Annotated in this window: 11 protein-coding genes; 6 read left to right on the top strand and 5 right to left on the bottom strand. The window is 71.5% G+C overall.

What is annotated here, in order from left to right; all coding sequences use genetic code 11:
• Positions 1–71: 71 nt before the first annotated feature.
• The 3 genes from MQN93_RS41175 (at position 72) to prcB (ending at position 4090) form a co-directional block, all read left to right on the top strand.
• The gene (locus tag MQN93_RS41175) at positions 72–812 is read left to right on the top strand and encodes an HAD family hydrolase (protein ID WP_242713551.1); all 741 of its coding nucleotides are present in this window, start codon (positions 72–74) and stop codon (positions 810–812) included.
• Positions 809–3151, top strand: a complete 2343-nt coding sequence (locus tag MQN93_RS41170; RefSeq protein ID WP_242713550.1) for a glycoside hydrolase family 65 protein — start codon at positions 809–811, stop codon at positions 3149–3151. Before MQN93_RS41175 ends, MQN93_RS41170 begins: the two co-directional genes overlap by 4 nt.
• Positions 3152–3235: 84 nt before the next feature.
• Positions 3236–4090, top strand: a complete 855-nt coding sequence (gene prcB / locus MQN93_RS41165; RefSeq protein ID WP_016430636.1) for a proteasome subunit beta — start codon at positions 3236–3238, stop codon at positions 4088–4090.
• Positions 4091–4118: 28 nt separating this feature from the next.
• Here the strand turns inward: prcB and MQN93_RS41160 are convergent, their stop codons facing one another.
• Positions 4119–5078 carry a hypothetical protein gene (locus MQN93_RS41160; RefSeq protein ID WP_242713523.1) on the bottom strand — a complete coding sequence of 320 codons (960 nt, stop codon included), beginning with the start codon at positions 5076–5078 and terminating at the stop codon, positions 4119–4121.
• Positions 5079–5090: 12 nt separating this feature from the next.
• Positions 5091–6563, bottom strand: a complete 1473-nt coding sequence (locus MQN93_RS41155) for an APC family permease (protein ID WP_242713522.1) — start codon at positions 6561–6563, stop codon at positions 5091–5093.
• A 332-nt stretch (positions 6564–6895) separates the two neighbouring features.
• Here MQN93_RS41155 and MQN93_RS41150 point away from each other — a divergent pair, with 332 nt between their 5' ends.
• A complete protein-coding gene (locus tag MQN93_RS41150) occupies positions 6896–7447 on the top strand; it encodes a DUF5709 domain-containing protein (RefSeq protein WP_242713521.1) in 552 nt (183 codons plus the stop codon).
• Positions 7448–7468: 21 nt separating this feature from the next.
• Here the strand turns inward: MQN93_RS41150 and sthA are convergent, their stop codons facing one another.
• On the bottom strand, positions 7469–8872 hold the full coding sequence (gene sthA / locus MQN93_RS41145) for a Si-specific NAD(P)(+) transhydrogenase (protein ID WP_037779951.1): 1404 nt from the start codon (positions 8870–8872) through the stop codon (positions 7469–7471).
• Between the two features lie 163 nt (positions 8873–9035).
• On the opposite strand from sthA, the gene MQN93_RS41140 reads away from it, so the two are divergent.
• Positions 9036–10166: a sulfite oxidase gene (locus MQN93_RS41140; protein WP_242713520.1), complete on the top strand. Its 1131-nt coding sequence runs from the start codon at positions 9036–9038 to the stop codon at positions 10164–10166.
• Positions 10167–10189: 23 nt separating this feature from the next.
• On the opposite strand, the gene MQN93_RS41135 is transcribed toward MQN93_RS41140, so the two are convergent.
• Positions 10190–10396: a hypothetical protein gene (locus tag MQN93_RS41135; protein WP_016430630.1), complete on the bottom strand. Its 207-nt coding sequence runs from the start codon at positions 10394–10396 to the stop codon at positions 10190–10192.
• Between the two features lie 178 nt (positions 10397–10574).
• Between MQN93_RS41135 and MQN93_RS41130 the strand changes: the two genes are divergently transcribed.
• Positions 10575–12836: an MMPL family transporter gene (locus tag MQN93_RS41130; protein WP_242713519.1), complete on the top strand. Its 2262-nt coding sequence runs from the start codon at positions 10575–10577 to the stop codon at positions 12834–12836.
• On the opposite strand, the gene MQN93_RS41125 is transcribed toward MQN93_RS41130, so the two are convergent.
• The gene (locus MQN93_RS41125; protein ID WP_242713518.1) at positions 12808–13917 is read right to left on the bottom strand and encodes a PP2C family protein-serine/threonine phosphatase; all 1110 of its coding nucleotides are present in this window, start codon (positions 13915–13917) and stop codon (positions 12808–12810) included. The genes MQN93_RS41130 and MQN93_RS41125 overlap by 29 nt on opposite strands.
• Positions 13918–13994 lie beyond the last annotated feature (77 nt).

Below are 13994 nucleotides of genomic sequence, written 5' to 3'. Positions count from 1 at the left end.
CGGGTCAATACGCGTAGGCCATGTGGCGCGCACCACACCGTGGACGGTCCCGAGAGGGGAACGGATCCCGTATGACGCAGCTCGGTCTTCCCGAAGACATCCAGGCCTGTCTCTTCGACCTCGACGGGGTCGTGACCCGGACGGCCGTCGTGCACGCGGCCGCCTGGAAGGAGACGTTCGACGCCTTCCTGCGCGAGCGGGACGGCGAGGACTTCCGCCCCTTCGACGCCGGTGCCGACTACGACGAATACGTCGACGGGCGACCACGCGCCGACGGCGTCCGCACCTTCCTCGCCTCCCGCGGCATCGAACTGCCGGAGGGAAGCCCGGACGACCCGCCGGACGCGGCCACCGTGAACGGCATCGGCAACCGCAAGAACGCCCTGGTCCTGGAGAAGATCCGCACCGAGGGCGTCGAGGCGTACGACGGCACCCTGCGCTACATCGAGGCCGTGCGTGCCCACGGCCTGCACACCGCGATCGTCTCCTCCAGCGCCAACACCCGGGACGTGCTGCGCTCCATCAAGGCGGAGCACCTCTTCGAGGTGCGGATCGACGGTGTGGTGGCCGCCGAGCGCAAGCTGCCCGGCAAGCCGCACCCCGACACCTTCCTCGCGGCCGCCCGCGACCTCGGCGTCGAACCGTCCCGGGCGGCCGTCTTCGAGGACGCCCTCGCCGGCATGGACGCGGGCCGCTCCGGCCACTTCGGCTACGTCGTCGGCGTCGACCGCACCGGCCAGACCGACGCGCTCTACCGGCACGGCGCGGACCGCGTCGTGCAGGACCTCGCGGAACTGGGAGGACAGGCGTGATCACCAACAGGTCGTACGCCGTCGAGCCGTGGACCGTGCGCGAGACGCACCTCGACCTGGACGTCCTCGCCCAGAGCGAGTCCGTCTTCGCCCTGTCCAACGGACACGTCGGCTGGCGCGGCAACCTCGACGAGGGCGAGCCGCACGGCCTGCCCGGCTCGTATCTCGGCGGCGTGCACGAGGTGCATCCACTGCCCTATGCGGAGGCCGGATACGGCTACCCGGAGTCCGGCCAGACCGTCATCAACGTCACCAACGGCAAGGTGCTGCGGCTGCTGGTCGACGACGAGCCCTTCGACCTGCGCTACGGCCGCCTCGTCTCCCACGAGCGGGTCCTCGACCTGCGGCGGGGCGTTTTGGAGCGGACCTGTGAATGGACCTCGCCGGCCGGCTCCACCGTCCGGGTGCGCTCCACCCGCATGGTCTCCCTCACCCAGCGGGCCATGGCCGCGGTCGCCTACGAGGTGGAGGCCGTCGGTAGCCGCTCCCGGGTGGTCATCCAGTCCGAGCTGGTCGCCAACGAGAGCCTGCCCGGGCCCAACGGCGACCCCCGCGCCGCCCAGACACTGAAGTCGCCGCTGGAGGCCGAGGAGGACGTCGCCGTCGGCCACCGGCTCCGCCTGGTGCACCGCACCAGGCACAGCGGGCTGCGGGTCGCGGTGGCCGCCGACCACAACGTCACCGGCCCGGACCGGACCACGACCAGCAGCGAGAGCAATGTGGACGTGGCCCGGCTGACGGTCACCGCCGTCCTGGAACCCGGCGAACGGCTGCGCGTGGAGAAGCTGGTCGCCCACGGCTGGTCCGCCGTCCGCTCGCGGCCCGCGATGAGCGACCAGGTCGAGGCGGCCCTCGCGGCGGCCGGGCACAGCGGCTGGGACGGTCTCCTGGCGGACCAGCGGGCCTATCTCGACGACTTCTGGGCGCGCGCGGACGTCGAGATCGAGGGCGACGAGGAGATCCAGCAGGCCGTCCGCTTCGCGCTCTTCCACGTGCTGCAGGCCGGCGCCCGCGCCGAGCAGCGCGCGATCGCCGCCAAGGGCCTGACCGGGTCCGGCTACGACGGCCATGCGTTCTGGGACACCGAGACCTTCGTCCTGCCCCTGCTCACCTACACCGCGCCCGAGGCCGTGTCCGAGGCACTGCGCTGGCGGCACAGCACCCTGCCCGCCGCCCGGGAACGCGCCGCCCAACTGGGCCTCGGCGGTGCCGCGTTCCCCTGGCGCACCATCGAGGGCTCGGAGGGCTCGGCGTACTGGCCGGCCGGCACCGCGGCCTTCCACGTCAACGCCGCCGTCGCCGACGCCGTCGTGCGCTACACGGCGGCCACCGGGGACGAACTCTTCGAGCGCGAGGCCGGAGTCGAGCTGCTGGTGGAGACGGCCCGGCTGTGGCGTTCGCTCGGGCACCACGACCACCAGGGCGCCTTCCACATCGACGGCGTCACCGGCCCGGACGAGTACAGCGCGATCGCGGACGACAACACGTACACCAATCTCATGGCCCAGGTGAATCTGCGGGCCGCCGCCGACGCCTGCGAACGCCACCCGGACGAGGCGGCGCGGCTCGGTGTCGACGACGAGGAGAGCGCGGCCTGGCGGGACGCCGCCGAGGCGATGCACATCCCGTACAACAGCGAGCTCGGCGTGCACGAGCAGCACGCCGGGTTCACCCGCTACCAGCGCTGGAACTTCGAGGCCACCGGCCCGGACCGGTACCCGCTGATGCTGCACTACCCGTACTTCGACCTCTACCGCAAACAGGTCGTCAAGCAGGCCGACCTGGTGCTGGCGATGTACACCTGCGGCAGCCACTTCGACGAGGAGCAGATCGCCCGCAACTTCGCCTACTACGAGCCCCTCACCGTCCGGGACTCCTCGCTCTCCGCGTGCGTCCAGGCCGTCATCGCCGCCCAGACGGGCCATCTGCGCCTCGCCTACGACTACACGGCCGAGGCGGCGCTGATGGACCTGAAGGACCTGGAGCACAACACCCGCGACGGACTGCACATCGCCTCCCTCGCGGGCACCTGGATGGCGCTGGTCGCCGGCTTCGGCGGACTGCGCCGCAACGGCGAGTCTCTGTGCTTCTCACCGCGCCTGCCCGAGAAGTTCAGCCGCCTCGCCTTCAGCCTGCAGGTCCTCGACCGCCGGCTGCGGGTGGAGATCGGCCCCGACAAGGCCACCTACACCCTGCTGGCGGGGGCGCCGCTGACGATCAGCCACCACGGGGTCGCGCTGACCCTGCGCGAGGACAGCCCGGCGGTCCGCGCGGTCCCGCGGGCGCAGGCAGGCCCGGCCCCCGAGCAGCCGCTGCACCGCCGCCCCAACGTCCGGTGACCGCCGCCTTCGCGCCCCCGCGTTTCCCGCGGCCCCGCTTCAGGTAGGAGTCCGGTTGTCGGACCGGCACGGAGGGGGAGTGGGATGACGGAGAGGGAGACGGACGGTCGGCTGGGGGAGGAGTTCTTCACTCCGGGGACGTCGTCGTTCACGGAGTTCCTGGCGGCGCACCGCCCCCGACTGCTGCCCATGCGCCGTCCCTTCCCGGACGGCGTGCGGGCCGAGGAGGGGCGGTTCCCGCACGGCACCACCGTGCTGGCCCTCACCTACCGCGACGGCGTGATGATCGCGGGCGACCGCCGCGCCACCATGGGCAACCTGATCGCCCAGCGCGACCTGGAGAAGGTGCATCCCGCCGACGACCACACCGCCGTGGCCTTCGCGGGCTCCGTCGGACTCGCGCTGGACATGGTGAAGCTGTACCAGGTCGAGCTGAAGCACTTCGAGAAGATCGAGGGCATCCCCATGACCCTCAACGCGAAGGCGAGGCGCCTTGCGGGCATGATCCGGCAGAACCTCGGCCAGGCCATGCAGGGCCTCGCCGTCGTCCCCCTCCTGACCGGCTACGACGCGTCGAGGCCGGACGGCGAGCAGGGCCGCATCTTCAGCTTCGACGTCGCCGGCGGCCTGTACGAGAAGGCCGACTTCCACGCCGAGGGCTCCGGATCGCCGTACGCGCGCGGCGCGCTGAAGAAGCTCTTCCGCACGGGCATGGACCGGCGCGAGGCGGCCCTGGCCGCCCTCCAGGCGCTGTACGACGCGGCCGACGACGACTCCGCGACCGGCGGCCCGGACATCAACCGCCGAATCTTCCCGATCGTCTCCGTGATCACCGAGGAGGGCTTCGAGCGGCTGACCGAGCCGGAGACGGAGGAGCTGACCCGGCAGATGGTGCAGCAGCGCCTCGGCCGCCCGGACGGGCCGAACGCCGCGCCCTGAGCGCGGGCGCCGAACAGGCCGCCGTTCCTCAGCCGCGCACCTTCAGGTCCTTGCGCCACTTCACGATCTGCTGCTCCGGATCTCCCGTGTACGACCAGGGAGTCCGCGTGGCCCGGCACCCCAGCATCCGCAGCACGGGCGCGGCGATGTCGCTCGCACCGGCGTGGCAGGCCGCGTGCGCAAGGTGGTTGAGGTCGCGCAGCTCGCCGGGCGCGATGCCGTCGTGCGTGCGGCCCATGATCCAGCGCTGCCAGGTCCGGCGTACGTCACTGACGGCACCGTCATGGTTCCAGTGCTGCCCGAGCGCCATCGCCGACCGGCTGCCCTGCGCCGCGTCGAGGGCGTAGCGGTACTCCTCCACGCGCGCGTACTGCACCAGCACCGGCAGCGCGCAGCCCGGGGGTGCCACGCCGGCCGCGTCACGGGCGAAGTCGTACATCAGGCCGTGCGTGCCGTGCCAGCGCGCCGAGTAGTAGTGCAGGATCTGGAGGTGGCCCTCCACGCTGTACGGGTCGCGCTGGTGCAACTCGTCCCACCAGCGCGCCAGTTCCTGCCTGCGCACCCCCGAGGGGTACAGCCGGGCCACCGAGATCAGTGAGATCCAGGGCGTCGGGTCGTCCAGATAGGCCTCCGTGGCCTCGAGACACGCCGTCACCGCGGTGTCGATGCGGTGCTGGTCGATCGGCATGCCCCGGCCCGCGGCGATGGCCAGGTTGAACGCCCGCGCCGTCTCCGTCGCCGCCCGCAGCACCAGGGCGTCCCCGCTGCGCGGTTCGGCGGCCAGCCACGACTCCACCGTCGAACTGCTCGCGCAGGCCTGCGCGAGCAGCCGGACGCGGTGACCGCGCGCGAGCCACTGCGGGCCGGTGACCCGCAGCAGGTCCCTGACGCCCTGCCAGCGTCCGATGACGATGTCGTGGCAGGCGTTCGTGAGGTCCGTGTCGCCGCAGTCCGGGTCGAAGTCGGGAGCGAATCGGTCTCGCGCCATCGGGCTGCTCCCTCAGAAGTCGGTGGAGAGACCCTCGTGGACACGGGAGTTCATGGACGGCTGGTCGTCGGGGACGTACGCGGTCTCGACGGTGCGGGAGGCATCCAGGCGGGCCGGCCGGTAGTAGTCGCTGCCCTGCCGCCAGTACCAGAGCATCGGGACCAGGCCGACGGCCAGCCCGCCGATGCCGATCGCGATCGCCGCCGGGTCGAGCTCGCTCAGCGACTCGACGAAGATCCAGAACATGAACACGGCGCCGAACAGCGGCCACAGCCCGCCGAGCAGGAAGTCGGTGGGCGACTTCAGCAGCATCTTGCGGTACGCCACGACCACCGCGAGTCCCGCGAGGCCGTAGTACACGGCGATCTGCAGTCCGATCGCCGAGATCGCGTCGGAGAGGATGTCCCCTACTGAGCCAAGGGCGTTGGAGGCGATGAACATGGCCAGCGCCACCGCGCCGACCACCGTGATGGCCACCCATGGGGTGTTCCAGGTGCGGTGCACCCGGCCGAGCGCGGACGGCATCGTACGGTCGCGGCCCATCGCGAACAGGGAGCGGGTGACCTGGATGAGCGTGGTCTCCAGCGTGGCGATGGTGGAGAGCATCACGGCCACGACGAGCAGCTTGCCGCCCCAGCCGGGCCAGATCTCCTCGCCGAGCGCGCCCAGGACGTTGGCGTCGTTCTCCTCGATCTGCTTGGTGGTCAGGATGACGTTCACCGCGATGGTGAACACCTCGAACAGCAGGAAGACGATGCCCACCCCGATCAGTCCGGCGAGTCCGGTCGTACGACGGCTGTTGCGGGTCTCCTCGCTCAGGTTGCTGGAGACGTCCCAGCCCCAGAAGTAGAAAGCGGCGACCAGCGCCCCCGACGCGAAGCCGGACATCCCGTGGAAGCTGCCGAGGCCGAGCCAGGACCACTCGAAGTCGGCGGCATGGTGGGTGTGGAAGACGGCGAGCACGGCGAACACCGCGAGAATCGTCAACTCGATGCCGGACATGAGCAGCTGGGCGCGCACCGTGAGCCGGGCGCCGCCCAGCACGACGAGCAGCATGAGCACGAACCAGGCCGCGCCCACCACCGTCGACAGCGCGGTGTCGTCGGCGAGGCCCTCGTCGAAGAGGGCCAGGGTCATCGCACCGGCCGGCAGCGATCCCGCCACCATGAAGATGGTCGCCGAGATCACCAGGGCCCAGCCGCTGATGAACCCGAGAAAGGGATGCAGCGTACGGCCCACCCACGAGTAACTGGCGCCCGCGTTCACGTCGATACGGCCGAGATAGCTGAACGCCAGCGCGATCCCCAGCATGGGTATGGCGCAGTACAGCAGGGCCGCGGGGCCGGCCATGCCCACCGCGCCGACGAGGACGGCCGTGGTGGCGGCGATGGAATAGGCCGGGGCGCTGCCCGCCACGGCCATCACCACGGTGTCGAACGTACCGAGGACATTGGCCTGCAGCCCTCTGCCCCTGATGTTGCTCATGTGCGCTGCTTTCCGTCGTGCACGACGCGGGGCGACCTGACCCCGACGACGTATGGAGAGGTGGGGGGTGGTGAACCCGCCGCCGGCGCACGAGGGTTGGCCTTGCGTCAGGGGCGGAGAAAGACATGGTGGAGCCCGCACGGCCGGTGCGTTGCCGGGCAGTCACAGCGTGTGTGCGAGTGATGATAGCCCCACGTCCGGAGCATTCAAGATTGACCAGGGGGTAATCTCCCGGGCCGCCAGGGACGGGTGAGGTTGGACCGCGCGCAACGGGAAACGCGGACCGGGAACGGGTCGAACGGCGACCCGCGCAGCGCGCGAAGGAGGCTGCCATGAGCAGCGAGCAAGGGCGCCCCGAAGCGATGGCCGACGACGTCCACCAGCCCACCGGGACCAACGAGGAGCAGGAGGACGCGGCGCCGCTCGACCCGCAGGACACCCTTGGTGAACGCACCTACGACGACACCCTCGACGAGGGCTACTCCCCACCGGAGAAGCCGCTCGGCGTCACCCGGCACGGCACGACGGCCGCCGAGCAGCACGAGGGCGAGAGTCTCGACGAACGGCTCGCCGAGGAGGTCCCGGACGTGACGGCGCCCTTGGGCGACGGGACGGGAGATCTGCCCGGGGGCGAGGGCGAACCCGTCGACCCCGAGGCCGGTGCCGACCGCGCGGGCCGTCTGGTCGCTCCGGACGAGGGCGTCCGCTCCGACACCACGAAGGAGTCCCTCGCCTCCGACGTGGGCATCGACGGCGGGGCCGCCGGCGCGGAGGAGGCGGCCGTCCATGTCGTCGAGGACGACGCGGAGTTGGAGGACACGGAGTCGGAGGAGATGGAGTTGGAGGGCGGCACGGAGTCGCCCGGCGCCGGACAGGGCGGCTGAGTCGGCCGTCCGGCGCGGGCGTCAGTCGCCGATGTGGTCGATCTGCCGGAGCTTGTTCGTGGCGTCGAGGGCGGCGACCTTGTAGGACTCGGCCAGCGTCGGGTAGTTGAACACCGCGTCGACCAGATAGTCGACCGTGCCGCCGCAGCCCATCACGGTCTGGCCGATGTGGATCAGCTCGGTGGCGCCGGAGCCGAAGCAGTGCACACCGAGCAGTCTGCGGTCCTCGGGGGAGACCAGCAGCTTCAGCATGCCGTGGCTGTCACCGACGATCTGGCCGCGCGCGAGTTCCCGGTAGCGGGAGATGCCGACCTCGAACGGCACGCTGTCCTCGGTGAGTTGGTCCTCGGTGCGGCCGACGAAGCTGATCTCCGGGATGGTGTAGATGCCGATGGGCTGCAGGTTGTGCATCTGCCCGACCGGCTCGCCGCAGGCGTGATAGGCCGCCGCCCGGCCCTGCTCCATCGATGTCGCCGCGAGCGCGGGGAAGCCGATCACGTCACCGACCGCGTAGATGTGCGGCACCTCGGTGCGGTAGTTCTCGTCGACTGTGATCCGGCCCCGCCGGTCCGCGACCAACCCCGCCTTGTCCAGGTCGAGTTCATCGGTCAGACCCTGCCGGCCCGCCGAGTACATCACCGCGTCGGCCGGGATCTTCTTGCCGCTCTCCAGGACGGTGAGCGTGCCGCGCGGATGACGCTCCACCGCGGCGACCGTCTCACCGAAACGGAACGTGACGGCGAGGTCCCGCAGGTGGTACTTGAGCGACTCGATGATCTCGACGTCGCACATGTCGAGCATCCCGGCCCGCTTCTCGACGACCGTCACCTTGCTGCCCAGCGCGGCGAACATGGAGGCGTACTCCATGCCGATCACTCCGGCGCCGACGATGACCATGGAGCGCGGGACGCGTTCGAGGTCCAGGACGTTGTCGGAGTCCATGATCGTACGGCCGTCGAACTCGACGCTGTCGGGCCGGGCCGGACGGGTGCCGGTGGCGATCACGATGTGCTCGGCGCTGAGCATGCGCTCGTGACCGGTGACCTCGCGCAGCGCGACCGTGTGCGGGTCGACGAAGCGTCCGGTGCCGGCGAAGAGGGAGACGTGGTTGCGGGAGAGCTGGCTGCGGATGACGTCGACCTCACGGCTGACCACGTGCTGGGTGCGCGCGGTCAGGTCGGCGACGGTGATGTCCTCCTTGAGCCGGTAGCTCTGCCCGTAGAGATCCCGCTGGGTGAGTCCGGTCAGATACAGCACCGCCTCGCGCAGGGTCTTGGAGGGGATGGTGCCGGTATGGATGGAGACCCCGCCGACCATGTCGGGGCGGTCGATGACGGCGACCCGGCGGCCGAGTTTGGCCGCGGCGATGGCGGCCTTCTGGCCACCCGGGCCGGATCCGATCACAAGCATGTCGAAGTCGGGCACCTGGGGAGTCTGTCAGCCCGAAGCCCCTCTTCGAAAGGGCGAACGGGCAACGGCCGGGCAATGACCTGCTGGATCGGCAACGAGAAGTCCCGTTGATCCACCACGAGTTGCGCCGCCCGCCCGCGAACGTGCCGGATCGCCCCCGCGGCGTGATAATGCGGCCATGGGGCATCAACTCGGTGACGCGAGCGCACCCGCCCGACTGGCCGCCCCCGACGAGGGCATCGGCCGGGACGAACTGGCGCTGGCCACCCGCAACCACGGCCTGCCGCTGGAGGCGCTGCGCTACGACGTCACCCCGCCCGGCCTGCACTACGTACTGACGCACTACGACATCCCCTACGTCCCCGACGACGCGCCCTGGCAGCTGACCGTCGGGGGCCGCGTCCGCCGTCCGCTGCAGCTCGACCTGGCCGAACTGCGGGCATACCCCCAGGTCACCACGCGGGTGACGCTGGAGTGCGCGGGCAACGGCCGGGCCCTGCTCACCCCCCGCCCGGTCAGCCAGCCCTGGCTCGTCGAAGCGGTCGGCACCGCGGAGTGGACGGGCGTACCGCTGCGGCTGCTGCTCGCCGAGGCCGACGTGGAGGCCGGCGCCGTCGACGTGGTCTTCACCGGCGCCGACCACGGTGTGGAGCGCGGCGTCGAACAGGACTACCAGCGGTCCCTGCCGATGGACGTGGCCATTGGCACCGAGCCCGAAGTACTGGTGGCGTACGCGATGAACGGCGCCGCGCTGCCGCCGCAGCACGGCAGCCCACTGCGGCTGGTGGTGCCCGGCTGGTACGGCATGGCGCATGTGAAGTGGCTGCGCGAAGTGACCGTGACCGACACGCCGTTCACGGGTTTCCAGCAGTCGGTCGCCTACCGGCTGCGGCAGGAGTCCGCCGAGGCGGGCGAGCCGGTCACCCGGATCGCGCCGCGTGCCCTGCTGGTCCCGCCCGGGTTCCCGGACTTCATGTCGCGGGCCCGGGTGCTGCGGCCGGGCCCGGTGCAGCTTGAGGGGCGTGCCTGGTCGGGGCGGGCGCCCGTGACCCGGGTCGAGGTGAGCACCGACGACGGACACACCTGGCACGAGGCCGAACTGGCGCCCGACGACGGGCGGCGGTGGGCCTGGCGCCGCTGGCGCTTCGCGTGGACGGCCACCCCCGGCGAGCACGTGCTGAGCGCGCGGGCGACCGACGGCGCGGGGCACACCCAGCCGCTGGACCAGCCGTGGAACCGCGGTGGCTTCGTCAACAACCTGGTCCAGCGGGTGCCGGTGCTGTGTCTGGAGGCCGGCGAAACGGCCTGAACCGCCGCAGCCGGCAGCGAGCGCTACGGCAGCAGCTTCTCCAGGGCCGCCGGGCCCTCCGCCTCCAGCTTGTGCCGGGCCCATTCGAGGCTGTGCGGGGTGATGTCCCTGCCGGTGGCAAGGACGAGGTCCTCCGGCGACACATCGGTGCCGGTGCTGGTGTGGAGAAGGTCGTCCGGGGTGACGCGGTCCTCGGACGACCCGGACGCGTCGGGCTGTGATGTCGGCATCTTGGCTCCTCGGGTCCGGAACGCTTCTGCTAACACCATTCAACGCCTGGGCCCGACCTGCATCCGGAGGGGGAGCCCGGGCCCTCGGTCCGAGATGCCCGGACGATCGGGCGGGCGTCTAATGAGAGACAACGACCGTCGATGAGGCAACGGCCGACCGGCAGAGAAGACCCACGCCATGTCACCGACCCGCACTGCGGCGGGGGCATCGGGCACCGCGGCCGGAGGGGTGCTGCGAGGGCTCGGACAATGGTGCGCCCGCCATTTCGTGATCGTCATCGTCGCCTGGCTGATCGCCCTCGTTGCGCTGCAGGCCCTCAACAGGTCCTTCGGCGGCGACTATTCCGACAACTTCTCGCTGCCGGGCACCCAGTCCCAGCAGGGGCTCGACGTGCTGAAGAAGCACGACCCCGCGGCCGGCGGCTACAGCAGCCAGATCGTCCTGCACGACGGACAGAAACCCCTGACCGGCCTCGGCTCGCAGATGTCCACGACGGTGAGCGACCTGCAGAAGCTGCCGCACGTCCTGTCCGCGCAGAACCCGCTGTCCGCACCCGCCTCGAAGGTCGGCCCCCTCTCCTCCGACGACAAGACCGCCTACATCACCGTGCGCTTCGACGTCCAGCCCTCGACCCTGGGCGACGGCTATCTGAACGGTGTCGACCAGGCCGTGCAGCCGCTGCGCTCGGCCGGCGCGCAGGTCGAGTACGGCGGTCCGCTGGGCGAGCTGGCCCGGCCCGCCGCCGACGACCGCGTGAGCGAGCTCATCGGCTTCGGGGTCGCCGTCGTCGTGCTACTCGTCGGCTTCGGCAGTGTGATCGCCGCCGGTCTGCCGCTGCTGACCGCGCTGCTGAGCGCGATCGGCGGCCTCGCGATCCTCGGGCTGTTCGCCTCGGCGTTCACCTTCGCCACCGTCTCGCCCACCCTGGCCACGATGATCGGCCTCGGTGTGGGCATCGACTACGCCCTGTTCCTGATCACCCGGCACCGGCAGAACATCATGGACGGCGCCGACCCGGTGCACTCCGCGGGCCACGCCACGGCCACCAGCGGGCGGGCGGTCCTCGTCTCCGGCACCACGGTCATCATCGCGCTGGCGGGCCTGTACGCGTCCGGGGTCACCTTCATCGGCAAACTGGGCTTGGCCGCGGCGGTGACCGTGGTCTCGGCGGTGCTGGGCGCGCTGACCCTGGTCCCGGCCCTGCTCGGGCTGATCGGCCGGCACATCGACCGCTTCCGGGTGCGCCGGCCCGTCGCGGAGACCGACGCCGAACCGGGCGCCACCCCGCACGGCACCTGGCACCGCTACGCCCAGCGCGTGGAGCGCAGGCCCTGGCAGTTCCTCGCGGCCGGCGTCGCGGCCGTGGTCGTCCTGGCCATCCCGGTGTTCTCCCTCCAGCTCGGCCACATCGGCGACGGCGCCGACCCCGAGTCCTTCACCGACCGGCGCGCCTACGACCTGATGACCGACGCCTTCGGCCCCGGCTCCAACGGCCCCCTCACCGTGGTGATCGACCAGAGCGACGTGTCCTCCTCGCAGCGCTCGGACCTCACCTCCCAGGCGCAGAAGACCCTCGACTCCGTGGCCGGCGCCTCCACCGTCACCCCCCTGACGCCCACCAAGGACGGGGACGTCCTGATCGGCACGGTCTACTCGCAGCAGTCCCCGCAGAGCGCCACCACCACGGACCTGGTGAACCGCCTGGTCGACACCACGCTCCCGGACGCGGTCTCCGGCACGGACGCCAAGGGCTACGTCACCGGCACGACCGCGGCCCAGGTCGACTTCCGCGACATCGTGGCGAGCCGGCTGCCCCTGATCATCGGCGTCGTGGTCGCTTTGGCCTTCCTGATCATCCTCGCGGTCTTCCGCGGCCTGCTCGTCGCCGTGAAGGCCGCCGTCCTCAACGTCCTGTCGATCGCGGCCTCCTACGGCGTCGTCGTGGCCGTCTTCCAGTGGGGCTGGGGCGGCCCCGCGCTGGGCGTCGCGGGCAAGGTGCCCATCGAGAGCTATGTGCCGATGATGATGTTCGCCATCATCTTCGGCCTGAGCATGGACTACGAGATCTTCCTGCTCTCCCGCGTCCACGAGGCGTGGCTGCGCACCAGGGACGCCAAGGCCTCGGTCGCCCATGCCCTGGAGATCACCGCGCGGGTCATCACCTGCGCCGCACTGATCATGGTGAGCGTGTTCGCCGCGTTCATCCTCAACGACAACATCGTGGTCAAGATGCTGGGCCTCGGCCTCGCGGTGAGCGTGCTGATCGACGCGACCGTGGTGCGTCTGCTGATGGTGCCCGCCGTGATGACCCTGCTGGGCCGCCACGCCTGGTGGACACCGCGGTGGCTCGACCGGGCCCTGCCGCACATCGACGCCGAGGGCGAGCACGAGCAGGGCGCGGGCGAGGGCGTCAGCCAGCGTCCGGTGACGCGGGCGTGAGGACGAGCATCGTCACGTCGTCGACGACGGCCGGGCAGTACCGTACGAGATCCGCCCAGACCCGGTCCGCGAGCACGGCCGGGTCGGTGTCGGTGAGGGCGGCCAGGCGGTCGGTCAGCGGATAGAAGGGGCCGTCGGCGTCGCGCGCCTCGCTCACCCCGTCCGAGGACAGGAACAGACTGTGGCCGGGCTCCAGCCGCAGGGTGAGCCCGGCGGGCGGGCCGCCTGCGGGCAGGCCGAGCCCGAGCGGCGTCCATGCGGCGAGCTCGATCTCGGTGGCCTGCCGCCCGCGCAGCAGCAGCGGCGCCGGATGCCCGCAGGAGACCAGCCGCACCGAGCGCGCGTCGACGGAGAACTCCAGCAGCACGGCCGTCGCGAACAGCTCGGCGTAGCGCGAGGACGCCGAGTCCGCCACGAGCCTGCGGTCCAGCCGGGCGGCCACCGACTCCAGGTCAGGCTGGTCGAGCACCGCCTCCCGGAACGCGCCCAGCAGCGAGGCCACCGTCGCGATCGCCGACAGCCCGTGCCCCTGGACGTCGCCGAGCACGGCCCGCACGCCGTACGGCCCCTCGCGGACGTCGAAGAAGTCGCCGCCCACCAGCGTCCCCTGCTGCGCGGCCCGGTACAGACCGGCGCAGCGCACCGCGCCGACCCGCTCCGGCAGCGGCGGCAGAACGGCACGCTGCGCCGCCTCGGCCACCGTGCGCTCCAGGTCCAGCTGGGCGTCGCGGCGGCTGCGGACGTAGGACACGAACACGCTCAGCACGGCCACGAAGACGATGGTCAACAGGTCGGTGTTGCCGGGGCGGTTGAGCTGGAACTCCGGCACCACGAGCACGGCGATCACGGCGCCGCCGAGGAACGCGGTCGCCCACGGGCTGTACGACAGCACCGCCAGCGGCGGGATCGCGCCCAGCAGGAAGCCGATGTCGAGGGGGCTGGGGCTCACCAGCGCCGCCACGCACACCCCCGCGATCAGCAGCACCGGGAGGACCTTCACCCACCACGGAGGCGGCGCGCCCCGCAGCCAGCCACGCCGGGTGTGGTCCCGGCGCGCCGGCAGCACGGGCACGTTTCGCACACCACCACGCTCCTACGCGGCAACGGGTCCCGCATGCCGGACGCCTCCGGCGAGCGCCACGTCCCGTTGCCCGGCCG

It is taken from the genome of Streptomyces spinosisporus, from assembly GCF_022698145.1.
Lineage (GTDB): Bacteria > Actinomycetota > Actinomycetes > Streptomycetales > Streptomycetaceae > Streptomyces > Streptomyces spinosisporus.
This window is presented reverse-complemented; position numbering and strand designations above follow the sequence as displayed.

What these genes read in the sequence shown, in the direction of transcription:
- MQN93_RS41140 (WP_242713520.1), top strand. Translation starts at nt 9,036, where the DNA reads ATGGGGCATCAACTCGGTGACGCGAGCGCACCCGCCCGACTGGCCGCC.
- prcB (WP_016430636.1), top strand. Translation starts at nt 3,236, where the DNA reads ATGACGGAGAGGGAGACGGACGGTCGGCTGGGGGAGGAGTTCTTCACT.
- MQN93_RS41130 (WP_242713519.1), top strand. Translation starts at nt 10,575, where the DNA reads ATGTCACCGACCCGCACTGCGGCGGGGGCATCGGGCACCGCGGCCGGA.
- MQN93_RS41160 (WP_242713523.1), bottom strand. Translation starts at nt 5,078, where the DNA reads ATGGCGCGAGACCGATTCGCTCCCGACTTCGACCCGGACTGCGGCGAC.
- MQN93_RS41155 (WP_242713522.1), bottom strand. Translation starts at nt 6,563, where the DNA reads ATGAGCAACATCAGGGGCAGAGGGCTGCAGGCCAATGTCCTCGGTACG.
- MQN93_RS41175 (WP_242713551.1), top strand. Translation starts at nt 72, where the DNA reads ATGACGCAGCTCGGTCTTCCCGAAGACATCCAGGCCTGTCTCTTCGAC.
- MQN93_RS41150 (WP_242713521.1), top strand. Translation starts at nt 6,896, where the DNA reads ATGAGCAGCGAGCAAGGGCGCCCCGAAGCGATGGCCGACGACGTCCAC.
- MQN93_RS41135 (WP_016430630.1), bottom strand. Translation starts at nt 10,396, where the DNA reads ATGCCGACATCACAGCCCGACGCGTCCGGGTCGTCCGAGGACCGCGTC.